The sequence below is a fragment of the Microbacterium bovistercoris genome (assembly GCF_003387575.1).
In the GTDB taxonomy this organism is placed as follows: domain Bacteria; phylum Actinomycetota; class Actinomycetes; order Actinomycetales; family Microbacteriaceae; genus Microbacterium; species Microbacterium bovistercoris.
In genome coordinates this window covers 1-24,670 of the sequence record NZ_QUAB01000001.1, presented here as the reverse complement: position 1 = coordinate 24,670, position 24,670 = coordinate 1, and the positions used below count along the sequence as shown (strand labels likewise).

General features: G+C 69.2%; 21 protein-coding genes. 12 read left to right on the top strand and 9 right to left on the bottom strand.

Going from position 1 to position 24,670, the window contains the following annotated elements; all coding sequences use genetic code 11:
• Positions 1-92 precede the first annotated feature (92 nt).
• Entirely contained in the window at positions 93-1,526 is a 1,434-nt protein-coding gene (locus DY023_RS00105; RefSeq protein WP_181905651.1) for a cell wall-binding repeat-containing protein, read from the bottom strand.
• Between the two features lie 148 nt (positions 1,527-1,674).
• A complete protein-coding gene (locus DY023_RS00100) occupies positions 1,675-3,717 on the bottom strand; it encodes a cell wall-binding repeat-containing protein (RefSeq protein ID WP_116240317.1) in 2,043 nt (680 codons plus the stop codon).
• A gap of 133 nt (positions 3,718-3,850) precedes the next feature.
• Here DY023_RS00100 and glf point away from each other — a divergent pair, with 133 nt between their 5' ends.
• The 3 genes from glf to DY023_RS00085 are packed head-to-tail and all read left to right on the top strand — an operon-like array spanning position 3,851 to position 6,553.
• Positions 3,851-4,999: a UDP-galactopyranose mutase gene (gene glf / locus DY023_RS00095; RefSeq protein WP_116240316.1), complete on the top strand. Its 1,149-nt coding sequence runs from the start codon at positions 3,851-3,853 to the stop codon at positions 4,997-4,999.
• Position 5,000: 1 nt separating this feature from the next.
• On the top strand, positions 5,001-5,816 hold the full coding sequence (locus DY023_RS00090) for an ABC transporter permease (RefSeq protein WP_116240315.1): 816 nt from the start codon (positions 5,001-5,003) through the stop codon (positions 5,814-5,816).
• A complete protein-coding gene (locus DY023_RS00085) occupies positions 5,816-6,553 on the top strand; it encodes an ABC transporter ATP-binding protein (RefSeq protein ID WP_116240314.1) in 738 nt (245 codons plus the stop codon). The genes DY023_RS00090 and DY023_RS00085 overlap by 1 nt, the downstream gene beginning before the upstream one ends.
• 3 nt (positions 6,554-6,556) lie before the next feature.
• Here DY023_RS00085 and DY023_RS00080 read toward each other — a convergent pair whose 3' ends face one another.
• The 5 genes from DY023_RS00080 to DY023_RS00060 form a co-directional block, all read right to left on the bottom strand.
• Entirely contained in the window at positions 6,557-7,168 is a 612-nt protein-coding gene (locus DY023_RS00080; protein ID WP_116240313.1) for a hypothetical protein, read from the bottom strand.
• Position 7,169: 1 nt separating this feature from the next.
• Entirely contained in the window at positions 7,170-8,126 is a 957-nt protein-coding gene (locus DY023_RS00075) for a glycosyltransferase family 2 protein (protein ID WP_116240312.1), read from the bottom strand.
• A complete protein-coding gene (locus DY023_RS00070; RefSeq protein ID WP_116240311.1) occupies positions 8,123-10,033 on the bottom strand; it encodes a glycosyltransferase in 1,911 nt (636 codons plus the stop codon). Before DY023_RS00070 ends, DY023_RS00075 begins: the two co-directional genes overlap by 4 nt.
• A 66-nt stretch (positions 10,034-10,099) precedes the next feature.
• A complete protein-coding gene (locus tag DY023_RS00065; RefSeq protein WP_116240310.1) occupies positions 10,100-11,395 on the bottom strand; it encodes an O-antigen ligase family protein in 1,296 nt (431 codons plus the stop codon).
• Positions 11,392-12,810 (bottom strand): O-antigen ligase family protein, encoded by a 1,419-nt coding sequence (locus DY023_RS00060; protein ID WP_116240309.1) that lies wholly within the window; start codon positions 12,808-12,810, stop codon positions 11,392-11,394. Before DY023_RS00060 ends, DY023_RS00065 begins: the two co-directional genes overlap by 4 nt.
• 89 nt (positions 12,811-12,899) lie before the next feature.
• Between DY023_RS00060 and manA the strand changes: the two genes are divergently transcribed.
• From manA to DY023_RS00040, 4 genes are all read left to right on the top strand, one after another.
• On the top strand, positions 12,900-14,021 hold the full coding sequence (gene manA, locus DY023_RS00055; RefSeq protein WP_116240325.1) for a mannose-6-phosphate isomerase, class I: 1,122 nt from the start codon (positions 12,900-12,902) through the stop codon (positions 14,019-14,021).
• A 170-nt stretch (positions 14,022-14,191) separates the two neighbouring features.
• Complete coding sequence (locus tag DY023_RS00050; protein ID WP_116240308.1) at positions 14,192-14,506, top strand: WhiB family transcriptional regulator; 315 nt, start codon at positions 14,192-14,194, stop codon at positions 14,504-14,506.
• An 86-nt stretch (positions 14,507-14,592) separates the two neighbouring features.
• On the top strand, positions 14,593-17,640 hold the full coding sequence (locus DY023_RS00045; protein WP_116240307.1) for a glycosyltransferase: 3,048 nt from the start codon (positions 14,593-14,595) through the stop codon (positions 17,638-17,640).
• Positions 17,637-19,088 (top strand): DUF5719 family protein, encoded by a 1,452-nt coding sequence (locus DY023_RS00040; protein ID WP_116240306.1) that lies wholly within the window; start codon positions 17,637-17,639, stop codon positions 19,086-19,088. The genes DY023_RS00045 and DY023_RS00040 overlap by 4 nt, the downstream gene beginning before the upstream one ends.
• Positions 19,089-19,100: 12 nt before the next feature.
• Here DY023_RS00040 and DY023_RS00035 read toward each other — a convergent pair whose 3' ends face one another.
• The gene (locus DY023_RS00035) at positions 19,101-19,523 is read right to left on the bottom strand and encodes a hypothetical protein (protein WP_245958511.1); all 423 of its coding nucleotides are present in this window, start codon (positions 19,521-19,523) and stop codon (positions 19,101-19,103) included.
• An 82-nt stretch (positions 19,524-19,605) separates the two neighbouring features.
• On the opposite strand from DY023_RS00035, the gene DY023_RS00030 reads away from it, so the two are divergent.
• The 4 genes from DY023_RS00030 (at position 19,606) to DY023_RS00015 (ending at position 22,784) form a co-directional block, all read left to right on the top strand.
• A complete protein-coding gene (locus tag DY023_RS00030; RefSeq protein WP_116240305.1) occupies positions 19,606-19,812 on the top strand; it encodes a DUF3499 family protein in 207 nt (68 codons plus the stop codon).
• Between the two features lie 118 nt (positions 19,813-19,930).
• Positions 19,931-20,842 (top strand): efflux RND transporter periplasmic adaptor subunit, encoded by a 912-nt coding sequence (locus DY023_RS00025; protein ID WP_245958510.1) that lies wholly within the window; start codon positions 19,931-19,933, stop codon positions 20,840-20,842.
• Positions 20,839-21,573, top strand: coding sequence for an ABC transporter ATP-binding protein (locus DY023_RS00020; protein WP_116240303.1), 735 nt, complete (start codon positions 20,839-20,841; stop codon positions 21,571-21,573). Before DY023_RS00025 ends, DY023_RS00020 begins: the two co-directional genes overlap by 4 nt.
• A complete protein-coding gene (locus DY023_RS00015; protein ID WP_116240302.1) occupies positions 21,570-22,784 on the top strand; it encodes an ABC transporter permease in 1,215 nt (404 codons plus the stop codon). Before DY023_RS00020 ends, DY023_RS00015 begins: the two co-directional genes overlap by 4 nt.
• A 24-nt stretch (positions 22,785-22,808) precedes the next feature.
• Here the strand turns inward: DY023_RS00015 and DY023_RS00010 are convergent, their stop codons facing one another.
• Positions 22,809-23,618, bottom strand: a complete 810-nt coding sequence (locus DY023_RS00010; RefSeq protein WP_116240301.1) for an RDD family protein — start codon at positions 23,616-23,618, stop codon at positions 22,809-22,811.
• 16 nt (positions 23,619-23,634) lie between these two features.
• Between DY023_RS00010 and DY023_RS00005 the strand changes: the two genes are divergently transcribed.
• Positions 23,635-24,630 carry a stage II sporulation protein M gene (locus DY023_RS00005; protein WP_116240300.1) on the top strand — a complete coding sequence of 332 codons (996 nt, stop codon included), beginning with the start codon at positions 23,635-23,637 and terminating at the stop codon, positions 24,628-24,630.
• The last annotated feature ends 40 nt before the right edge of the window (positions 24,631-24,670 follow it).

Below are 24,670 nucleotides of genomic sequence, written 5' to 3'. Positions count from 1 at the left end.
GCCAGACACACCGCACTCCCGCGTTCCGGCCGAATGACGAAGCGCCGCCAGGCAGCCAGCCCGGCGGCGCTTCACCCTGCCCACTTGAAGTGTCAGCCGAGCACGCCGTCGATCTGGGCGATGACGGCATCACTGACCGATGCGGTGCCACCCAGCACGACCACGCGAACGGGATCCAGACGGTCGATCTCCGCGAGGACCGCGGCGGACATCGAGCCCTGGGCGGTCAGCAGCATCGGTCCGCCGTTGTAGCCCGCGGCGGCTGCGCCGGCGAGTGCGTCGGCGAAGCCGGCACCGCTGGCCACATAGAGGACAGGGATGCGGGTGTCCGGAAAGGTCGCCTTCGAGATCGCGACACCGGTCTGGTAGCGGTCGGCTCCGGCGAGTCGCTGGACGGTGGGATTCGTGCCGGCAGCCGCCTTGGCCTGGTTGAGTACGGTGGTGCTCACGGACCCGGTACCGCCGAGCACGACGATGCGCGACGGTGCGTGATGGCTCAGCGCAGCAGCGGTGACCGCGGGCAGCGAGTCACGCCCGGTGAGGAGCACCGGGTTCCCGTTGAAGCCCGCGGCTGCGGCACCGGACAGGGCATCGGGGTAGTTGATGCCGCTGGCCAGGTAGACGGTGTCCGTCGACTCCCACAGCGTCGACATGTACGCCGCAGTCTCGAAGCGGTCGACGCCGGCCACGCGGTCCGCACCCACCGTGCCATAGGCGGCCACCTGGTTGTACACGCTCTCGCTGACGGAACCCGTGCCGCCGGCGACGAACACGTACTCCGGCTGAAGGAGGGAGAGCTCGTCCTTCACACCCTGGGTCACGGAGGTCGGGGCCGTGAGCAGAACCGGCCCGCCGAACGTGCCGCCGGCAGCCGCGGCAGCGAGCGCGTCCGGGAAGTTCAAGCCGTTCGCGACGAAGGCGGCTTGGACGCCCGCGGGGAACGTGTCCTCCGACACCCGCACGGCGGTCTCGAAGCGGTTCTGCCCGAAGATGCGGTCGATCGAGTTGTGCGTGGTGGTGAACGGGATGGGGGCGGAGAATGGTGCGGGGCCTTCGGCGTTGATCGCGGCGATCTCGACAGAGTATGCCGTGTCCGGATCCAGACCGTAGATGATGACGCTCGAGATCGCCTCGTTGATCGTGGCCTCTTCGACCACCTGCCCGCCGCTCGACAGCCGGAACTGGTACCCGGTGATGGCAGACCCACCGTCCGTCGGCGGAACCCACTCAATGCCCGCCCAGGTGGACCCGACAGCGGCCACGTTGTAGGAGGTGATCGGGGCGGGTGCGGCCAGAGCCTGCGGCGCGGAGGTCTTCACCGACGGCTTTCCGGGCTCGACCTTAGGGCCGGGTACGAAACGCAGCTTCTGCGAGTCCGACTGCGAAGCAGACTGCTCGGGCGTGAGCGCCGGCAGAGACGGGTCGTCCGAGCTGTTCGCCTGCGCCGCGATCGGTACAGACAGGGAAGCAGCGAGCGCGACGGCCACCGCCGCAGCGGAGGCACGTCTGGGCATGCGTGTGGACATGGGCTTTTCCTTCATCATCGGAGGCGCTCGTGCGTCCGAAGACCGGGTGTGCCGTAGTGCCGTTGCGAGATCATAACCCGGCCGAACCGCGGTCGTGAACTCGGCTCATCCGGGCGAGGCGAGGCGCACCGGATGAGCCATCGTGATGTCACTGAACCTTGGACGCGCGGTACCCGGCCGCTTTCGCGTCCGTCTCGGTTCTGAAGCACATTTCGGGGTTGGTCTGGCTGTAGTACCGCCAGCCTGGCAGGTGGTATATCTTCTCGCCATTGCTGGCGATGTTGCCCTTGATCGGCGCCCAGCTCGGGCAGGTCCAGGTGTCCACGGGCTTGGTGCTCCCGGGATATCCAACGGTGGCGGTGGTCGCTGATGTGACAGCAGTGCTGACATATCCGGGGTTCGAGCCGGTGACTCGAACGGAGATGCGTTTTCCTGCCATCGAACTGCTCAGTGGGAGAGAACTGCCGTTGGCTCCGGCGATCGGCGCTCCGGCGGCCAGCCACTGATAGGCGAAGGAGGTGCCGGCAGACCAGGTTCCGGGTGAGGCGGTCAGCGTGTAGCCGACGACGGCGGTTCCCGAGACCCGGGGAGTGTCAGCGCGCAAGCATCCCAGGTTCTGTGCAGCGTCAGCGCTGACGACGCTCGGCCCGCCGATGACGACGGTGGCGGCAGGAGCGAACCGCAGCAGGGCGAGATGCTCTGCCTCGGGGACGCACGCAGGGGGCGTGATGAACAGTGGCCCGCCGATCCGTCCCGCGAGAGCCGCACCCGCAAGGGCGTCGGGGAAGTTCAGACCGTTCGCGAGGACCGACGTCCCCACTGCTCCAGCGGAGAAGAACCGATCGTTGATCAGCTGGGCCGTGGTGTAGCGGTCTGCGCCGCCGATCCGCTCTACGGTGTACCCGCGCTGAGACAGCTGGGTCATGATCCCCTGCGAGACCGAGCCGGGACCACCGGCCACTGTCACGTGCTGCACGCCCTTCTCTGCGAGGAGGGCGAGCGTCGCCTCGGGCACCGTGCTCTGCGCACCGTCCACCAGTACGACGGGTGCGGCAACGCTGCCCGCGGCTCCGCTTGCTGCGAGCGCGTCAGCGAAACCGCGACCCGTAGCGATGAACGCGCGATCCGCGGAGGCGAAGCCCGCCGTGACTACCGCGCGGCCGGTCGCATACCGGTCCGCGCCGCCCACGCGCGTCACCCCGGGATCGAGGGTACGGAGCGCGTTCAGCACAGCGTCGCTGACCACGTGCACGCTTCCCACGACGTAGATGCGCTCAGGGCGCAGCCGCTCCAGCTCCAGTCGGACGGAGTCCGGAAGGGCGGTGGCCGGAGTCAGAAGCAGAGGGCCGCCGAGCGTCGCCGCCGCGGAGGCCGCCGACAGCGCATCCGGGAAGTTCGAACCGGCTGCCACGAAGACCGCCGGCACCCCAGGTTCGTGTCGCTGGGAGGCGGCCACCGCCGTGTCGTAGCGTGAGGCGCCGTAGAGTCGAGTCACACCCGGCGGGAAGGACGGTGCGGCCTGGCCTTCGTTCGTGGACATCACGACGGGAAGCTCGATCGGGGTCGCACCGCATTCGCCGTTAAGGATGCTCGAGAGCGCCGCGGCCTCTGCCTCGTCGACGCTGAGGGACCACCGGTATTTTACCAGAGCCCATGACGTCGCGTATTCGCAACGATAAGAGCTGTTCGGCGGCATCCAGCTGGAGGGATCTTTGTCGGCCTTCGACTGGTTCGACGTGCCGGACGCCGCGGTGAGAGCGTAGGGGACGTCGAGGTCGTTGGCGAAGTCACGGCGCTGGTCGGGGGTCCAGGACCACGCCCCCGAGCGCCAGGCCTCGGCGAGAGCAACGACGTGATCGATCTGGATCTGCGCGGTGTCGGACGTGGCGAATCCGTCGTATGGCGACACCCAGGTGCCGCCGGAGAGCGCGCAGCCGGCGATCACGTCGACGGGTGTCGTGCTCTCCTCGATGAGCACTTCGTAACGTGTGTTGCACCCGTCGCCGTCCGCATCGGTCCAATGCTCGAACGACTCCCTGGAGTAGGGGTGCGTCGTGTCGGGGGCAGCCGTCCGTAGCAGTCCCGGAAGCTGCGCCGCGGTGACCGTCTCCGCCGTTGCGGGAGGCGCGGCGACGAGAAGCGACAGCAGTATGGCACCGGCGACGGCCGGCGCGAGAGCGCGTTTGAGCATGGCGAAGTCTCACCTTCGTCTCGGGTTCGACGGTCGGGTGCCGTCCGTGCTCACAGTAGCGGTATCTCGCCGACCCGCGCGGCGTCCGGCGGGGAAAGGAGCTTCTCAGCGCCGCCCCGATACGATTGTTGCCATGGATCTTCTCGTCGTCGGGTCGGGCTTCTTCGGCCTCACCATCGCTGAGCGCGCCGCGGACGCCGGGCGCAAGGTGACCGTCATCGACCGCCGCCCGCACATCGGCGGCAACGCGTACAGCGCGCCCGAGCCCGAGACGGGGATCGAGGTGCACCAGTACGGTGCGCACCTGTTCCACACGTCGAATCCGACGGTCTGGGAGTACGTCAACCGGTTCACCACCTTCACGAACTATGTGCACCGCGTGTACACCACCCACAAGGGCATCGTGTACCCGATGCCGGTGAACCTCGGCACGATCAATCAGTTCTTCCAGTCGGCCTACACGCCCGACCAGGCACGTGCTCTGGTCAAGCAGCAGGCCGGCGAGTTCGACGTCAAGACGGCGGCCAACTTCGAGGAGAAGGGCATCGCCCTGGTCGGGCGCCCGCTGTTCGAGGCGTTCTTCCGGGACTACACGGCCAAGCAGTGGCAGACAGACTCGCGCAAGCTCTCGGGAGACATCGTCAGCCGGCTCCCCGTGCGTTATACCTACGACAACCGTTACTTCAACGACACCTGGGAGGGCCTGCCGACCGACGGCTACACGGCCTGGATCGAGCGGATGGCGGACCACCCGAACATCGAGGTCAAGCTCGGCGTCGACTTCTTCGACGAGTCGCAGCCGCTGACCAAGAAGGCGGTCGTGGGGCAGGTGCCCGTCGTGTACACGGGCCCCGTCGACCGCTACTTCGACTACACCGAGGGCGCGCTGTCCTGGCGCACGCTGGACTTCGAGCAGGAAGTGCTCGGCACCTCCGACTTCCAGGGCACCCCTGTGATGAACTATCCCGACCTGGATGTGCCCTACACCCGCATCCACGAGTTCAAGCATTTCCACCCGGAGCGCAAGGAACTGTTCGAGCAGGACCGGACTGTCATCATGCGCGAGTTCTCGCGATTCGCGAACCGTGACGACGAGCCGTACTACCCGGTGAACACCGACACCGACCGTGCGGGCCTGCTGGCGTACCGCGAACTCGCCAAGGGCGAGCAGGACGTGCACTTCGGCGGGCGCCTCGGAACCTACCAGTACCTCGACATGCACATGGCGATCGGGTCTGCGCTGTCGATGTGGCGCAACGACCTGACCGACCTGCACGGCTGAGATGACGACGACGGTGGGGGCGCCGGGCACGCCCCGGCGCTACTTCCACTCGCTCTGGCTGCTGTCGGCGCGCGACCTCAAGGTCCGCTACTCGACGAGTGCGCTGGGCTACCTCTGGTCGGTCCTCGACCCGCTGGTGATGAGCGCGATCTACTGGTTCGTGTTCACGCAGGTGTTCCAGCGCAGCGCCGGGGAGCAGCCGTACATCATCTTCCTGATCAGCGCACTCCTGCCCTGGGTGTGGTTCAACACTTCGGTCGGCGACTTCACCCGAGCCTTCAAGAAGGACTCGCGACTGGTGCGCTCCACCGCGATCCCGCGGTCGATCTGGGTCAATCGCATAGTGCTCAGCAAGGGCATCGAGTTCCTGTTCTCGCTTCCTGTGCTCGTGATCTTCGTCGTCGTGAACATGCTGGTGGAGAACGATCCGGAATTCACCGCGCACATCGGATGGGGCATCCTCTGGTTCCCCGTGGCCGTCGTGTGGCAGACGGTGCTGCTGGTCGGACTCGGTCTGCTGGTCGCACCGCTGTGCGCGCTGTACACCGACCTCGAGCGCACGACCGCGCTGATCCTGCGTGCGCTGTTCTATGCGACGCCGATCATCTACAGCGTCCGCGACCTGCCGGGTGCGTTCGAGACGATCGGCGCGTTCAACCCGCTCGCGGGCATCATGACGCTGTACCGGATGGCCTTCTTCCCGGATCAGTGGGATCCGGCGGTCGTGCTGATCGGCGCTGCAGTCACGCTCGTGATCTTCGTTCTCGGCGTCTGGACGTTCCGCACGCTCGAGCGCCCCGTCCTGAAGGAGCTGTGATGACCGCTGCGATCGAGGTGCAGGGACTCGGCGTCCGGTTCCGCCGCAATCGACGGGGCCGTCGTTCGCTCAAGGATCTGTTCGCGGGCGCCAGCAGGCGATCTCGGCCAGGAGAGTTCTGGGCACTGCGAGATGTGTCGTTCACGGTCGCATCCGGTGAGGCGATCGGCGTGGTCGGCCGCAACGGCCAGGGCAAGTCCACGCTGCTGCGCCTTGTCGCCGGGGTGCTCCTGCCGGACGAGGGCACGGTGACGGTCAACGGCGGCGTCGCCCCGCTGATCGAACTCACCGGCGGCTTCGTCGGCGATCTGACCGTGCGTGAGAACGTGCGCCTCACCGCCGGCCTGCACGGCATGCCGAAATCGGAGATCGCCCGCCGCTACCACGACATGATCGCGTTCGCCGAGCTCGAGGACTTCCAGGACACGCCCTACAAACACCTCTCGAACGGGATGAAGGTGCGCCTGGCGTTCTCCGTCGTGTCGCAGCTCGAGGAGCCGATCATGCTCGTCGACGAGGTGCTCGCCGTGGGCGACAAGACCTTCCGTGACAAGTGCTACGCCCGCATCGACGAACTTCTCGCGGACGGTCGCACACTGTTCTTCGTCAGCCACAACGAGCGTGACCTTCGACGGTTCTGCACCCGAGGCCTGTACCTGAACAAGGGCGCCCTCGTTCTGGACGCCCCGATCGGCGAGGTGCTGGACCGGTACAACGCCGACAGCGTGGCGCGCTGAGGGTCAGAGGCCGACGAGCTCCTTGAGCGACTGCTCGGCGGACGCCGCTGCCTCGCGCGCCTTGTCGATGCCGGAGTTCTTCGCGTACGCCTCGTTGAGCCGTGACAGGGCGTTCAGGTAGGCATCGGTCCTCGTGTTCCAGTCGTCGGCTATCGACGAGGGCGCGACGCTGTCGGACAGGCGCTCGGCATCCTGTCGCAACTGGTCGACGATCTGCTGCGCATCCGGTCCGCTCATCGTCCCGAGCATCCGCAGCCCGGTGTCGGCGTCCGTCAGCACCGGCCGAATCTTGTCGCGGAAGACCGCGAGCGATGGATCGGCGGGCGGCGGGGGCGTCGCCGGGGAGGTCGTCTGCGTGGGGACGGTCGTAGGAGCAGGCGAGGACGTGGCCGTCGGGGTTGGCGAAGGACTCTCATTGGGCGTGACAGGTGCGCTGGGCGTCGGGCTTCCTGTGGGATCGGTGACGGGTGCGCTGCGGGGCAGGAACAGCAGTAGCAGCACGACCGCGATCGCCACGAATGCGACGGACAGCCCGACGATCAGCCACACACGGCCGGGATGCCGCATCTTTTCCGGCGGGAACGACCACACGTACTCGGGCTCCTGCTGCGACATCTCAGCTCTCCAGCGGCGCCATCGGGCGCCAGCTGCGGTCGCGGCCGATCCTCCCGCCGTCGCGCAGACCACGGAACAGGTTGCTCGTGCCACGCACGGTGCGTTCGACGAACGCGAGCCTGATCAACTCCTTGAAGAAGGTCAGGGTCGTGCCGGCACCGAACAGCACCGGGTTGTAGACGCCGTGCGCACGGTAGTAGTGCTTGATGAACGCCCGGTTGCGCATGATGTAGTACCGGTACGCGTTGCTCGACGCGTTCAGGTGACGGATGCCGAGGTCCCACTGCACGATCTCGCGGGTGCGACGAAGCACGAACTCGTCGACGATGACGGCCGTGGTCCGTCGCGAAGCCAGCCAGCCGTAGAGCTGATCGTCCCAGTAGATGAAGAAGCGGGGGTCGGGAAGACCGATCTCCTTGACGATCGACCGGTGGATGAACATGCCCTCGAAGCATCCGCTGTTCATCTCCTTGAACCCGGTGCCGTCGAAGCCGGACGGCGCGAACGGAATGGGGATGCCCATGCGTTCCGCGATGCGGTACTGCCAATAGAACTCGCTGCCGTCGTAGTCGTAGCGGCGGCCCTGGATGCTCTTGAAACGGGTCGACCACTTGCCCATTCGGGCCAGACCGTCGGGGAGCACCTCGACGTCGTCGTCCATCATCCAGATCCACTCGGACCCGAGCTCGTAGGCGGTGCGCATGCCCTCGCTGAAGCCGCCGGAGCCGCCGGTGTTGGTCTCCAGCCGGCGGTACACGATCTCGGTGCCGATGTCGGCACGGAACGAATCGACGACCTCGGTGGTGTCATCCGACGAGGCGTTGTCGACGATCACCACGCGCCCCGGCTTCGGGTCCATCGATCGGATGCTGGTGAGCAGCCCCTGCAGCAGGTGCGAGCGGTTGTAGGTGACGATGACGATCGCCGCGGAGGCGGGATCGAACGAGGTGGGGGTCAAGACTGCTCCTCGAAGGTGTGCTGCCAGGCGGCGTCGGAGACGAGATCGGGGAGCGCCTCGCGGTACTCCTTCTGCAACTGGGGCCAGCGGCGCTTCAACTGCCAATGCAGCCGGACGGTCTCGATCAGCATCCGTCGGTACTTGGCACGATCGCGCGTGTAGATGTTCTTCCCCGAGCCGTCGGCCGAACTGACCAGTGCGCTGTCGAACGCCGGCAGGCGCCACCAGTGCGCGTCATCCTTGCCGAACTCCGCCTCGGGCTGAGCGACGTTCTCGGGGGCGGGCCGACGCATCCAGTGCGAGACCAGCGTGCTCAGAGTGAACCAGCGCAGACGGAGTCCGGTGGGATTGTCGAGATTGTTCTGCTTCCGCGGCGTGTAGACCTGGCGGCCGCGCCGGGAGTGCAGCACGACCGAGGGGTCGCGATGCACCACGGTCTCGGGGAAGTCCGCCGCGAGGGCTCGCGCCGCCGGCATCGCCGTCGCCAGGTTCTTGCGCAGGTGCGCCGGGCCGGACAGCACGTCGCGAAGCGCCCTGGCGCGCAGCGCTGCGGGGTAGTACTGCATCATCATCAGGTGCTTCAGGTCGACCCGGCGGCTGTGCACCAGCAGGCGCCCGCCTCGCGGCGCGTTCGAATGCAGCAGGCCGGCGACGATGCGGTTGCGCGCGTGGAAGTACGCCTGCCAGTCGATCGTGTCGTCCTTGTTCACCCAGGACACGTGCCAGAGGGCGACACCCGGAAGCGACACCGTCGGGAACCCGGCCTTGCCCGCCCGCAGGCAGAACTCGGCATCATCCCACTTGATGAACGCCGGGAGAGACAGACCCACCTCGCGGATCGCGGCGAGGGGGATCAGGCACATCCACCACCCGTTGTAATCGGCATCCATGCGCATGTGCAGCAGGGGAGACTGACGCAGATTCGCGACGCCGAAGTCATGCGGCATGCGCTCCTGGTAGAGGTTGCGCCACATGAAGGGCGATTCATCGACGACCTCGGCCCACCCATGCAGCTTCGGGCGGTCCAGTAGATCGAACATGTGCCCGCCGACGAGCACCGGTGTGGTCGCGTACCGGCCGAACACGATCGAGCGGCGCAACGACTCGGGCTCGAGACGGACGTCGTCGTCGAGCAGCTGGACGAAGTCGCTCTCGGGACGTTGCAGCGCCTCGTGCATCGACCGTGCGAAGCCGCCTGACCCGCCGAGGTTCGGCTGTCGGATCACCGACAGCGTCTCCCCGAGTCGGTCGGCGACCTCGTCGAAGCCCTCCTGCTCGGCCACCAGCTGGGTGCCCTGATCGACGAGGAAGATGCGATCGACGACCTCGAGCGCGTCGGGAGCATCCGCCAAGGCGCGCAGCGTCTCCACGCAGTAGTCGGGCTTGTTGTAGGTCGTGATGCCGAGCGAGGCCTTGCCGGCGCGTGCGGGCTCCTGCTCGGTCGTCCATTCCGCACCTTCCAGCACGGCGTGCTTCTCATCGGCGACCACGTCGAACCACAGCCATCCGCCATCCGAATACTCGGTCAGCGGCAGGTCGAACGAGGTGACGGCGGAGCCGGTGACTTCACGGTCATCGACGCGCTGGCGGACGCCTGATCCATTGGACCGGTACACGAGAATGGTCGCGGGGCCGCTCGTCCGCACCGTGAGACGCACTTCGCGGACGCTGGTCCAGTGCTGCCAATACGACGCAGGGAAGGCATTGAAGTAGGTGCCGAGCGACACTCGTCTCCCGGCGACGATGCGCGCCCTGTGCCGCCCGAGGATGTTGCCGAGATGCGCGCGGTTGGAGACCCGCACCGGCTCCTCGTCGATGACTGACCAGGTCTCGGGGTCGGCGTACAGCGGCAGCAGGTCCGGGTCTCTGTCAAGAGGGAACACGACGTTCTGCAGCACATGGGTCACGGGGGACAAGCCTACCGGGCACGCCCTGTGAAGGCCGGGCGACCGCGCGGACATCCGCTGCAGCACTCACTTCACAGGCAGTGTCGGCATCGTCCCCGTGTGCGCGGCGTCGATGCTCTCGCGCCACGATCGGGACTGCCCGGCGCGCAGCGCGCACAGCACGAGCATGAACCACCCGGCGCCGACCAGCGTGAAGCTCTCGAACATCGAGTCGATCGCGAGGGTCACCAGCACCAGCGGCGTCCAGGCGTAGACGACGGACCGTCGTACGCTTGCCACCAGCCAGGACCGCACGATCGCCACGCCGCCGAGCACCAGGAACAGCAGCAGCCCCGCCCACCCGAGCTGCAGCAGCACATCGAAGTACGCGTTCAGCGCGCTCTGGTGGTGCTGGTCGAGCAGGATGTTGATGTAGATGTACGGGAATTCCGACTCGTGCCAGGCACCGACCCAGCCGTGGCCGAGGATCGCGTTGTCCGGCACGAAGTCGAGGATCGTGTTCCACAGGTCTGCGCGCATCGAGAAATCCGATCCGGCGTCGAGCACGCGGATGATCTGGTGACGCAGCGCGAATGCCGCAGTCAATCCGATCACGACGACCGCGCCGAGCGCCCACTGCACCATGTTGCGGCGTTCAGCGGGGGCATGCCGAACGATCATGAGGGCGAGGCTCGCGACACCGACGCCGGCGGCGAGGACGACGACGGTCGGCGAGGCCGAGAGCAGCGCGAGGAACGCGCCCAGCGCCACAGAGCCCACGGCGACAGGGGTGGAGACCGACCTCGTGCGCCACTCGATCACGAACGTGATGAGTGCGATCACCGCGACGAAGCCGAGCATGTTGCGCGTGCCGAAGATGCCCTGGATGGGTCCGCCCGCAGCGAGGGCGCCCTCGATCCCGAGGCGCTTGAACGGCACGTCGAGCAGGATCCCGGAGAGCACCTCGAGCGACAGCGAGACGATGAGCAGCCAGCGCAGTGTGTCGCCGATGGCACGAACGGTCTGCAGCGTGTCGCGTACATGGCCCACGGTGATCGCGAGGACCGCGTAGCCCAGCAGAGACGCCCAGCCGGCCAGGGTGTCGGATCGGTCGGTACTCCAGACCACGCTGAGCAGCGCAAGCGCCAGGAAGCCCAGAAGCGACGTCGGCGCCAGGCGCAGCAGGCTCAGCTCGTCTCTGCGGGCGAACAGCACGGCCACGCCGATCAGGGCCAGGACGACGATGACGGTGGCGAGGGTCAGCGGCGACGAGAGCCGTTCGATCGCGAACGAGCCGAACACGGCGATGAGCACCGCGATCGTGTACGCCCTCGCGAACTCGGCCGACGCGAGCAGATGCAGCGGATGCCGGAGATCTGTCATGGCACCTGTCGTGCCTGCTCACCGTGCGCGAGCACGGAGGATCGCTCGTCCAGCCCGACGCCGACGAGCGGCACGGACTTGATCTTGAACGAGAACATCACCAGCAGCATCCAGCCCCACAGCAGGATCGGGGCGGACTCCGCGAGCCCCTCCACCAGCAGCGCGGCGACGACCATCGTGGGCAGCAGCGACAGCGGCGAGTAGGGACGCTTCGCGTCGAGGTCCCAGCGCGGGCGATCCACGGCGAAGAACCAGGCCCGCCAGGCGAGCGCGGCCCAGGCGGTCGCCATCAGCAGCACTCCCACGATGCCGAGTTGGAAGAACACGTCCAGCCACATGTTGTGGGCGTGGAAGACCGTGAGCTTGTGGTCGACGATCCATCCGGCGAAACCGGGATCCCAGGGCACCCACGGGGAGGAGTAGCCGTTTCCGATGATCGGGTGCGCGACGGCGCGCTCCCAGACCTTCGCCCAGATCTCGAATCGTCCGGTCATGTCGGAATCCTTGCCGAACGCGGCCAGCACCTGGTCGCGCAGGATGAATCCGCCGGCGACGCCGGCGACGACGACGAGCGCCGATCCGGAGTAGACGGCCGTGCGCTGCGCCGGGCGGTTCGCGCTGCGCATCAGCAGGGCGATCACCAGCACCACTCCCGCCGCGACGCCGCAGAGCACGCTCGTGGCCGAGGCCGCCTTGTACAGCAGGATCAGCGCGACGACGGACCAGCCGATGAGCGCGCCGCGCCGGCGCACTCGGGCCGCGAACAGCACGCCGAAGACCATCAGCGCGAGCAGGCACATCATCGAGAGCGTGTGCGCGTTGCCGACGATGCCCTGGATGCGTCCGTCGTTGAAGAAGTTGCCGCGCACCCAGTAGATGTGCGGGTCGATCTTCCCTTCGGGGACGTCCGCGAAGTTCGGCAGGATCGGATGCTGCAGCACGAGGGCCACCCACAGCTCGATCGCGAGCGAGAGCCCGAGGATCCATTTCAACGCACTGGAGAGCGCGCGCACGAGCTCCTGCCAGGTGAGCATCGTCGCGGCAAACAGCGCGTTCACGGTGACCGCGACCCACAGCGCCCAGGTGATCAGCGTGGCGCTGGGCCATTGTGACCAGAAGACGGACAGCAGGGCGAAGGCCCCGTACGCCAGCGCCACCCACGGGAGTCTGCGCCAGGGGAAGCGCGCGGGACGCTGGTGCGCGATCGCCGGGATCCAGATGGCCAGGATGCCCGCGGTGAGCAGCGTCATCGCGATGACGGCGCCGGTCGAGCCGAGCAGGTTGAACACCGCGGTGTGCGCGAGGGTCGCGAAGAGCGTGAGCACGATGTACCCGCGCAACATGAGGTGCCCGGTGGACTCCCGCTCGGGAGCCGTCGGTGCCGGTGACGCGGGGTGCTTGCTCAACTGGGCCATCGCGTTTCAGGCTACCGCGGAGAGCCCCATGAAGCCCTGTGGAGGCGGTGCGGCGCGGCATCCGCCCGTGTCGCCCTACCCTGGTGATCATGCTGATGCGACTGACGAACGTGCCGCGTGACTACGCCTGGGGATCCACCTCGCTGCTGGCCGAGCTCGAGGGGCGCGCTCCCTCTGCCGGGCCCGAGGCGGAGGTGTGGTTCGGAGACCACCCCGGCGACCCGGCGGATCTCGCCGACGGGCGCACGCTGGACGCCGTGACCGGCGGATCGCTGCCGTACCTCCTCAAGCTGCTCGCTGCCGCCGACCCGCTGTCGATCCAGGTGCACCCCACCAAGGAGCAGGCACGAGCGGGCTTCGCCCTCGAGGCGGGGCTGCCTGCCGACGATCCGCGGCGGAACTACCGCGACGACAACCACAAGCCGGAGCTGATCGTCGTGCTGAGCGATCGGTTCGAGGCGCTCGCCGGCCTGCGCCCGGCGGATGCCACGCTGCGCCTGCTCGAGGCTTTCGGCGACAGCGCCGGTGTGCAGGCGCTGCGCGCGAGGCTGGACGGCGACGGCGACGTGCTTCGCGACGCCATCGGATGGCTGCTGTCCGGTGACGCGCAGGCCGAGGTCGATGACGTGATCGCCGCGCTCGGCGCGGCAGAGTCCGAGGAGTTCGCCACCGAGTTGCGGGTCGTCCGATCCGTCGCAGATCGCTATCCGGGAGACCCCGGCGTCGTCGTCGCCCTGCTCATGAACGTCGTGGTGCTCTCGCGCGGCGAGGGGGTGTTCCTTCGTGCGGGCCTGCTGCACGCGTACGTCGCGGGCCTGGGCGTCGAGATCATGGCTGCGAGCGACAACGTGCTGCGCGGAGGACTCACACCCAAGCACATCGACGTGGCCGAACTGCTGGCGATCCTGGACACCACTCCGGGGGACGTGCCCGTGCTCCGCCCCGACGAGGGGGCGGTCGCGGCCTACGAGGTTCCCGTCGCGGACTTCTCGCTGCGCCGCGTCGAGCTCGGCGGCATCGACGTCCCTGTCGAGGTGCGCGGGTCCACGATGGTGCTCGCGACCGCGGGTGAAGTCACCGTACGCGGGGCGGACGGCGACGCCGTCGACATCCCCGTGGGCACTGCGGTCTTCGCCTCGGCTGAGGAGCGCCGCCTGGTGCTCGGCGGTACCGGCGAGGTGTTCGTGGCGGAGCCCGGCGCGATCGGCTGAGCCGGCGGACGCGGCCGCGACACGCCGGCGCGACACGCCGATCGGATGTCAATGAACCTTCAAGAGCGAGTTGAGGGTTTACGATCCGCGACTTGACCCGACCGAATGACACGGGTGTAATTACTAGTGCACGGCCCGAGGGGGGCAAAGCAAAGGGTTGGGAGATCGAGATGACGGGTTACCGTTCGGACGTTCCCGACAACTGGTACGTCGATCCGGTCGATCTCGGCGTTCCGGGGGTCAGGCAACCGGAAGAGGATGACAACGCACTCGCATGGCAGGCCGACGCACTCTGCGCGCAGGTCGACCCGGAGGCGTTCTTCCCCGAGAAGGGCGGCTCCACTCGCGACGCCAAGCGCATCTGCAGCTCCTGCGATGTCCGCGACGAGTGCCTGGAGTACGCACTGAACAACGACGAGCGCTTCGGCATCTGGGGCGGTCTGTCCGAGCGCGAGCGGCGCAAGCTCAAGCGTCGCGCCGGCTGAGTCCGCTCCCGGCGGACCCCGCTTCTCGGGGCGCGCCGGGTGCGCTCACCGCGCACCGACTGCGGTCTGCCTAGGCTGGCCACGTCATGCCAGCCCGAGTTCACGCCCTTGTCGTCACGCGCTCCGGTGAGTCCGCGCGCACCCAGCTGACCCGCACCCTCGACGCGGTGCGCGCCCAGACCCTCGTCCCCGACGCGGTCACGATCGTCGTGACGGGCAGCATCTCCGCCATCCGCGGCGACGGCTTCCCCGCGATCGTCGAAGGCGTCGTCGAGACCCGCCCCGGGCTCTCCTACGCGGACGCCCTGCAAGCCGCGTACCCGCGCGTCTCCGAAGGGCGCGCTGTCTGGCTGCTCGCGCAGGACACCGTCCCCGAGCCCGATGCCCTCGAACTCCTTGCGGGAGCGCTGGAGCGCTCCCCGTCCGCGGCCATCGCCGCTCCCAAGCTCACCGACGAGAAGCACCACGAGATCGTCTCGCTCGGCGTGACCATGACCTCGCTCGGCAGGTCGGTGGAACTCGCCGCAGGGGAGCTGGATCAGGGGCAGCATGACGGTGCCGAGGACGCCCTCAGCGCCGACATCCGAGGAATGCTCGTCCGTGCGGATGTCGTGCAGGAGTTGCGTCCGGATCCCGCGCTCGCGGGTGCCGACGAAGGACTCGACCTCGGCGTCCGCGCCCGCCTCGCCGGCAGAAGGGTCGTACTCGTGCCGCCGGCGCAGGTGGCCGTCCGTCCGGATGGGCCCGCCGCGCTCCCGCAGCGCGAGTCGCAGCGGGCGTGGGCCACTCGCCTCGCGCAGCTGCATCGCCGTCTCAGCTATGCGCCGGTCGTGGCCGTCCCGCTGCACTGGCTCACGCTCCTCCCGCTCGCACTGTGGCGTTCAGCCGGACATCTGATCGGCAAGCGGCCGGCATCCGTACCGGCCGAATGGGGCGCCGCCTTCACCGAGATGCTCCGCTTCGGCGCCGTCGCCCGGTCGCGCGCGGCGATCGCCGCGACGCGCAGTGCGGGCTGGGCGGCCATCGCGCCGCTGCGCATCACGAGGGGCGAGCTTCATCGCAATCTCGACGACGGCTACGGCAGCGAGGGCGGCGCGGTCAGCGAACTGCGTTTCTTCTCGGGCGGCGGCGCCTGGGCGGTGCTGGCCGCGCTGGTCGTGAGCGTCGCGAGCTTCACGACGCTCCTGGCCTGGCCGGGCATGGGCGGCGGCGCGCTGCTGCCGCTGCACGAGACCGTGTCGGCACTCTGGGCGGATGCTGCGTGGGGGCTTCGCGGCCTCGGCCCGCACACGGTCGGTCCCGCCGACCCGTTCGCGGCGGTGATCGCCGTGCTCGGGTCGCTCTGGCCCGGGTGGCCGTCACGCGCGATGGTGCTGCTCTGGCTTCTCGCGCTGCCGCTGGCGGTGCTGGGCGGCTGGTTCGCGGCGACGCGGGTGACGGATCGCTCCGGCCTGCGGATCCTGGGCGGCGTCGCCTGGGCGCTCGCTCCCACGTTCCTGACCGCTCTGGTGCAGGGTCGTCCGGCAGCCGTCATCCTGCATCTGCTGCTGCCCTGGGCCGTGCACGCCGCCGTCGTCGCGCATCGCTCCTGGGGTGCCGCGGGCGCGGCATCGCTGCTGATCGCCGCTTCGCTGGCCTGTGCGCCGTCGATCGCCCCCGCCGTCATCGCACTGTGGGCTGTCGCCCTGATCCTCTTCATCCTCCGCGGCCGCATCCACGGCTCCGCGCGCCTGATCTGGACCATGATCCCCGCGGTCGCGATGTTCGCGCCACTGGTCTGGGCCCAGCTGAGGCACGGCTCCGCAGTCGCGCTGCTCGCGGACCCCGGCTCGATCTGGCCGCAGGGACCCCAGGCGACGGCGGATGCCGCGGGACGTGGCGCCCTCGCGACAGGATTCCCGACGATGGACCTCGCCGGCTGGGCGTCGGTCGGCGGCGCTCCTCTGGCGCTGGTGCCGCTGCTGCTCGCGCCGCTCGCGGTCCTGGCGCTCATCGCCGCTGTGGCCCCTCGGTGGCGCGCAGGGATCGTCCTCCTCGCCGTCGCGGTGACCGGGATCGGCACATCGTTCCTCGTCGCGGGCGTCGTGGTGAGCTTCTTCCACGGTGACAGCGCCGCGATCTGGCCCGGGTCCGGCCTGAGCCTCGCCTGGATCGGTCTCGTCGGTGCGGCTCTGGTCGCCCTCGACACCGCGCTGACGCTGCACTGGCTGCGCTCGGCGGCCGCGACCCTGGCGGGTCTCGCACTCGCGGTGTGCGCGCTCCCCGCGCTGACCGCGGAGCACCAGGAGCGTGCGGTGATGAGCGCCGCGGCGGCGCAGACGCTGCCGGCGCTGGTGGCGGCCGAAGCCGACATCGAAGCCGGGACGCTGGTGCTCACCCCCCGCGATGACGGCGCACTGGCGACCGACGTCGTCTGGGGACCAGGGCGCACCCTCGGCGCCCAGACCACGCTGCTCTCGACGGCGACCGAACCGCGTGACGACGGACTCGCCCTGCTCGCGGTTGACCTGCTCTCGGCTCGTGACTACGACGCGGCGAAGTCGCTCGCCGACCGGGGCATCTCCTTCGTACTCCTCGCGCCCGGCGGCTCGGACAAGGGAGAGGCCCTGCACAGCGCCGCGCAGACCTCGATCGAACAGCGCACCGGGTTCGTCAAGGCCGGCAGCACGGACCGGGGGGTGCTCTGGCGCATCGAGGGGTCCGTCGCCGCCCGGCCAGGGCTCGACGACGCGCAGCAGGCTGCGGCGCGCCTCGTCGTGCTGCTGCAGCTGATCGCGGTGATCGTCGCGCTGCTGTTGTCCATCCCGACCCGGGCCTCGCGTCGCGCGGCTCGCGCGCAGTCCCGGATCGTCGGGCGGGCGCCCGAGGAGCCGGTGGTGATCTCCCGCCGGCGCGACGCCCTCGCCCAGGCGGACGCCGAGGCGCGGGAGCTGGCGAGCATCGCGGGTGAGGGCACCGGTGTCGTGGTGCCCGCTGTGGCGGGATCCGACACGCAGATCGAGGAAGACACGCAGATCGAGGAAGACACGCAGATCGAGGAAGCCGCCTCGTCCGAGGAGCGCGAGGCCGCATCCGCCGGGGAGCGTGGAGAGCCCGCGCCGTCGGCATCCGATGACCAGGAGGACCGAACATGACCGCGAACCGCGCGCTGCGCGTGGCAGCGACGAGTGCCCGCGTCCTCACCGGGGCGATCGTGGCGGCGGGGTGCGTCCTCGGTGTGATCGCCGGTATCGCGGCCCCCTGGCCCGGCGTCGAGCATCAGCCTGCGAAGGTCAGCGTCACTCCCGTACCCGGTGACAGCGTGCTGGTGTGCAACGGTTCGTTCCGTGCCCTCGGGCGCGACACGACGCAGGCCGACCTGATGATCTCCGCGGGTGAGCCGCGCACGGTGATCGGCGGCTCCGACGGCGATCCGGCATCCGCTGCGCTGGCGATGCCCGGTCTCGCCGGAGGCTCCGGCGCTCGCAGCCTCACCGGCGCGGTGCAGGACCGCGAGGCGCCGCTCATCGCGGGCGCGGAGTCGCTCTCGCTGAGGACCGACGACCTCGTCGGGCTGTCGGCCTCGGCCTGCAGGGCCCCGCAGATGCAGACGTGGCTGGTCGGCGGCGATGCATCCACCGGTGCCGCCGACGTCATCGTGCTGTCGAACGCCTCCGAGGTCCCCTCCACCGTGACGCTCACGGTGTACGGCGTGCAGACCGCGACGAGCAGCCAGGTGGTGCCGCCGATGACGCAGATCGCCGTGCCGCTCTCGTCCATCGCGCCGGATGAGACGACGCCGGTGGTGCTGGTCGCTGCCGAGGGCGCTCCGGTGCGAGCCAGCCTGCAGTCGTCGTTCACGCAGGTCCTGCAACCGATCGGCAGCGACGTGCAGGACGGCATGGCCGACGCGCAGCGCTCTCTCGTCCTCACGGGGGTTCAGGTGACCTCTCTCGCGGGCGACGGCGACGCGGGCACCGTGCTGCGGATGCTGTCGCCGGGCGCCGACGGCGAGGCCGTGATCACGGTCCGCCGTGAGCAGACCGACGAGTCCGTCGAGTACCGCATGAATCTGCTCGAGGGGGTGCCGAGTGAGCTCTCGCTCGGCGAGATGCCGGTCGGCACCTACGACGTGGAGATCACGGCGGATGAGCCGTTGGTCGCCGCAGTGCGGCAGTCGATCGCCGCGGGCCGCAGCGCGGACTTCGCCTGGATGACTCCGGCGCCGGAGATCACCTCGGACCTGATGTTCGCGGTTCCTCGCGGACCGTCGCCGCTGCTGCACCTCGTCAACCCCGGCGACGCCCAGGTCTCGGTCGGACTCCGTGACGGCGACGACACGCGCACTGTCGAGGTGCCGGCAGGGGAGTCCGTCGCCGTGCGGCTGCGAGGCGGATCCACGCCGGTCCTGTCGCCGGACGGACCAGTGCACGCCTCCATCACGATGCTCCAGGAAGCCGAATCGGATGCCGCGCCCGATGCGGGAGACTCTCCGTCCGCACCGCCGACGGCGCCGCCGAGCGCTCAGGAGTCGGTGGGCATCGCAGGGTGGCCGCTGTGGCCGGACGCCCAGCGACAGCCGGCGATCACCGTCTACCCCTGATCGGAGGCGGGCTCAACCCTCGGGACCGAGCTCCCACGGCTCACGCCCGATGTACTCGGCTGCGGCATGGAACACCGCGCTCTCGATCGCATAGCGCCGGTGGTGGGCGTCGTCGTGACCCTTCGGGAGCAGGCGCTCGATGGGGACGCGATAGAGCGAGATCCGCTGCTGCTGGTGATCGATCCGCCAGCGCGGTACGCGATCGGGGCGGTCGTGCGCCGGCATCGCGGCGATCTCGAACCGGACATCGCGCAGTTCCGGCCAGGTGCCACGGAGGAACTCCACGGCGGTGCCGACGGTGAGATCGAATCGGTCGATGCGTCCGTCGAGAGGGGGCAGCGGCGGGCGCACGACCTCGCTGCGTCCGAGGCGTCCGTGCCTGCCGTGCCTGGCGCCGCGAGCGGCGGGGGCGTGCGAGGAACGGCGACGGGGCATGGGGAGAGTCTAGCCGCGCAGCATCCGATGCCCTCCGCGCGGCGTCCGCGCCCGCCCGCGGAGCGCGCGTAGCCTGAGGGGGATGGACGGACGACTGTGCTCGAAGGTGGGCTGCGCGCGTGAAGCGGTCGCGACCCTGACGTACGACTACGGCGACCAGATGGCCGCGCTCGGGCCGCTGGGGCCGGCGGGGCATCCGCACGCGCACGACCTGTGCGCACAGCACGCGGATCGGCTCTCGGTTCCTTCCGGATGGCTGGTCGTTCGGCACGAAGCGCTGCGCGCCTGAAGCCAGGGGAAAGCCAGGGGAAACCCTTACATACCCGGAAAGCATTACTGGCTAGGCTGATGCCGGATGCGCCAGGGCGGCGCCTCCGGAAAGGGCAGCCGTGCTCGTCTGGCGTCGTGTGGTTCTCCCCGTCATCCTGGTCATCGTGCTCGGCGCAGCCGCAGCAGCCCTGGTGAAGCTGGCGTTCTTCCCCGACGATCAGCCGGTCGCTGCGGCCGAGCCCCAGGCGAGTATCGCGGATCCGGTCGTGCCGGTCGAGCGCGGGTCACTGACCAATGCGCTCTCCCTGGACGGGAACATCGCGAGGGACGACGCCTATCCCGTGCGCAGCGAGGTCGACGGGGTCGTCGTCGATGTGCGCGTCGCCGACGGTGCCACGGTGAAGAAGGGGCAGGTGCTGTTCACCGTCAAACAGACCGAGCCGGCGAAGAAGTTCGACATCGTCGCGCCCGAAGCCGGTGAGGTCTCCGAGATCGCTGTCGTGAAGGGGCAGGCGACGAGCGTCGGCGGCGAGATCCTCACCCTCACGCCCAGCCGGTACCACGTGCTCGCCACCGTCCAGCCCGCGCAGCTGTACCGGCTGGTGAACGCCCCCGCAGAGGGGCAGGTGACGATCACCGACGGACCTGCGCCGTTCGTGTGCACGGGGGTCGGCGTGCAGGTCGCAGAGGACGGCACCGCGAGTGTGCGCTGCGCGGTGCCGGCCGGGCAGACCGTGTTCGCCGGGCTCCCCGCGAAGCTCGATCTCGCGCTCGGCAAGGTCGACGATGCTCTGGTGATCCCCGTGACGGCCGTCAAGGGCGGAGCGGGCGACGGCGTGGTGTGGGTCGACGCCGGTGAGGGCACCGAGCCCGAGAAGCGCACGGTGAAGCTCGGCGTGAACGACGGCGAACAGGTCGAAGTCCTCGAAGGTCTCGCGGAGGGCGACCAGATCAGGCAGTACGTGCCCGGCTTCGCCGCACCGGTCGAGGAGAACTGCTGGGACGACGGCACCGGCGTGCAGTACTGCGAGTCGGGGACGAGCTGGTGAGCCTGGTCGCACTGCACGATGTCGCCAAGAGCGTGCGGCTTCCCGACGACTCCCTGCTGCAGATCCTGCGCAGCGTGAGTCTCGAGGTCGGCGCGGGCGATCACGTCTCGATCGTGGGGCGCTCCGGCTCGGGCAAGTCCACACTGCTGAACATCCTCGGGATGCTGGACATGCCCACCTCGGGCTCGGTGTCCTTCGAGGGGCGCGAGGTGCGCAGGATGCGGGCCGGAAGGCTCGACCGGCTGCGCGGCGCGAATGTGGGCTTCGTGTTCCAGCAGTTCAATCTGCTGCCGGCGCGCACCGCGCTCGACAACGTCATGATGCCGCTCGGGCACGCCCGCGGACGGATGTTCTGGAACCGGCGCCGCATCGCCGCGGACATGCTGGAGCGCGTCGGTCTCGGGCATCGGGTCGACCAGGTGGCCGACCGGCTCTCCGGCGGCGAGCAGCAGCGTGTCGCTATCGCCAGGGCACTGGTCCGCCGCCCCCTGCTGATCCTGGCCGACGAGCCCACCGGCGCGCTCGACATCGACACCGGCGCGACGGTGATGGCGCTGCTCGACGAGGTCGCCACCGAGACGGATGCCGCGCTGGTGACGATCACCCACGACCTGCACGTCGCCGCGCGGGCGCGGCGGCACTACCGGCTGGATGCCGGCGTGCTGGCCGAGGCCGACCTGCAGCGCGCGTTCGAGGCGTCGACGCTGCAGGCGGCGGAGGTCGCCCGATGACGGGCCTGCTGGGCGCGCTGGCCGATGCCTGGGCCGAGATCCGCGTGCACAAGATGCGCGTGCTGCTGAGCCTGATCGGCATCGCCGTCTCGGTGGCAGCGCTGACCGCCGTGATCGCCTTCTCGGAGTACTCGATGCAGAGCCAGATCGAGCAGTCCGATCGCTATGGCGGCCGGGCAGCGACCATCGCGGTCACGCCGATGGATGAGAGCGGCGCTCCGATCGATGCGGCGGCGTTCCAGGCCCGATTCGACCGCGTGGCCGAACGTTACGACTTCTCGCACGTGGCGCGCGCCGTCGAAGGGGTCCAGGTGCAGGTGCAGTCTCCGGACGGCGTCCGCGCGACGCCGGTGCGGCTCATCGATCCCGCCTTCACGGTCATCCACCGCGAGAAGCTGATGGAGGGGCGGGAGTTCCGCACCGACGATGCGGAGGCGCTGTCACCGCCGGTGATCATCAGCGAGCCGATGTGGGACAGGCTGGGCAGAGTCCCGCTGGACCAGCATCCGACGATCTCGCTGGTGGGAGATGCCGCCGGCACGTACCAGGTGGTCGGCGTCCGTCCAGGACAGTATCCGAACGACACCGAGGTGCGGATGGATCTGCTCTACGAGGCCTACACGTCGCGGGTCGATCGTCTGCCGGAGGGTGCGCAGCCCCGCTGGGACATCTGGGTCGGCGACGAGCAGGCCGGGGCCATCGGGCCGGTGCTCGCGATGGATCTGCGTGCAGGATTGCCGAGCGGGCAGGTCGTGATGGTCGACCGCACCGACTACGCCGCCCAGAACGGCTACGCCGAGAACATGCGGCTGCAGGAGCTCATCATGGGCGGGATCGCGGGGCTCATCCTCGGCCTCGGCGCCCTCGGGCTGATCAACATCCAGCTCGTCGCCATGCGTCAGCGGGTGCGCGAGATCGGTGTGCGGCGCGCCTTCGGCGCGACGGCGGGCCGGGTGTTCAGCACCGTCTTCCTGGAGAGCCTCGTGGCGACCACCGTCGCCGGGGTCATCGGCATCGCACTCACCGTGGCCGTGCTGCGCTGGATCATGGCGGCGGATGTCATGCAGATGAATCTCCAGGACGTGCCGCCGTTCCCGATGCGCGCTGCGCTGACCGGGCTCGTCGCCGCAGTGGTGGTGGGAGCGCTGTCCGGCTTCATTCCGGCGCTGGTCGCGCTGCGGGTGAAGGTGATCGATGCGATCCGATTCTGACGGCGCCGGTCGGCACGTGTGCGGTCAGACGCCCACGCGCCGGCCGGTCAGCCGCTCGGCACGATCATCGGCCAGAGCCAGGGCGCGCGTCTCCCGCGCACGGCGCAGCACCGTGACCGCGATCAGCAGCGTCTCCGCGGGGACAGGCGGTATCGGCGACACGAACGGCGCCGCCTCCGCGACCAGCTCATCGGCCAGGCGGGCGCGTGCGGCGGGGCTCAGCATCGCCGCACTGGCGAGGAACTGGGAGATGCGCCTCGCCAGTCGATCCGGAAGCTTCGCGACATCCGCGATGCGCGCCCACTCCGACATGCCGGGCGGAAGCGACGGCGGCGCGGACACCAGCGCAGGCACGCGCACGCGCTGGCTGTAGGTGCCGGCGACCAGGTCGCCGAGTCGCTGCGACCGGGGCGAGAGGGCACCGGCGATGATCGCCATGGAGCCGAGAGTCATGTACACCTCGAGGACGCCGAGCAGCCCCCGGATGAAGGAGTGCCGGAAGCCGATCGCTCCGCCGTCGACCCGCACGATGCGTCCGCCGACGGCGAGCTTGCCCAGGCTCCGCCCACGCATCGCCACCTCCACGGTCACCGGCAGCTCCAGGAAGCTCACGACGATGGCGGTCACCTGGTAGATGCGCATCGTGGCGTCGTCGAGCAGGCCGAGCTCCAGCAGCCAGATGCTGAGGAAGACGAAGGCGAGATAGACCGCGAAACCCAGCACCATGTCGATCATGGCTCCGGCGGCGCGCAGCAGGAAGCCGATCGGCTGCGCGTCGATGGCGACCGCCTCGCCCGAGAGGATCTCCTCGGAGGCATCGATCGGCAGGGACATGAGTACAGTAAATCAGGTGGATGCCGATGCCCTCGCCGATGCGCGCCGCCAGGAGTGGGAGTCCCTCGACAGACTGAGCCGCACCCGTCATCTCGACGGTGCGGGCGTCGACGAGCTGATCGTGCGCTACCGCGCCGCCTCGGCCGATCTCGCCGAGCTGAAGACCTCGGTGGGGGAGTCGCCGCAGAGCATCCACCTCTCCACGATCCTCGGCGCGGCCAGGCTCCGGCTCACCGGCGCGTCCGACGGCGTGACCGCGCAGGTCGCCCGCTTCTTCGGATCTCAGCTGCCCGCCGCGCTCTACCGGGTGCGGTGGACCACCCTCGTCATCGCGGTGGGGTTCGTGCTCGTGGCGGCCGGCGTGGCGGCGTGGGTGTCATCCGATCCGGCACTCGTGGCCACGCTGGGACCGCCGGATCTGCTGAAGCAGTATGCGGAAGAGGACTTCACCGGCTACTACACCGAGAATCCCGCCGCCGAGTTCGCCGGCATGGTGTGGACGAACAACGCCTGGATCGCCCTGCAGTGCGTGCTGTTCGGCATCACCGGCATCTGGCCCCTCTACATGATGGTGCAGAACGCGATGGGGATCGGCGTCGCCGCGGCCATCATGGCCGCGCACGACCGGCTCGACGTGATGGTGCTGTACATCCTTCCGCACGGGATGCTGGAGCTGACCTGCATCTTCGTCGCGGGAGCCGCCGGGCTGCACATCTTCTGGGCCTGGGTGGCGCCAGGGCGGCGCACCCGATCCGAGGCGCTCGCGACCGAGGGGAGAGCGCTCGCGACCGTGGCGATCGGGCTGATCTTCGCCCTGTTCCTCTCCGGACTCGTCGAGGGCTTCGTCACCGGCTGGGGGCTGCCGTGGCCGATCAAGCTCGGCATCGGCGCCGCCGCGCTCGCGGTCTTCCTCATCTACATGCTGGTCGTGGGCGGACGTGCCGCACGCCGCGGGGAGACCGGAGACCTGCTCGAGTACGAGGCGGGCACGCCCCGCCTCGTCGCGGGCTGACGTTCGGGATCGCAGAAGGGGCCGGCGCGACGCGCCGGCC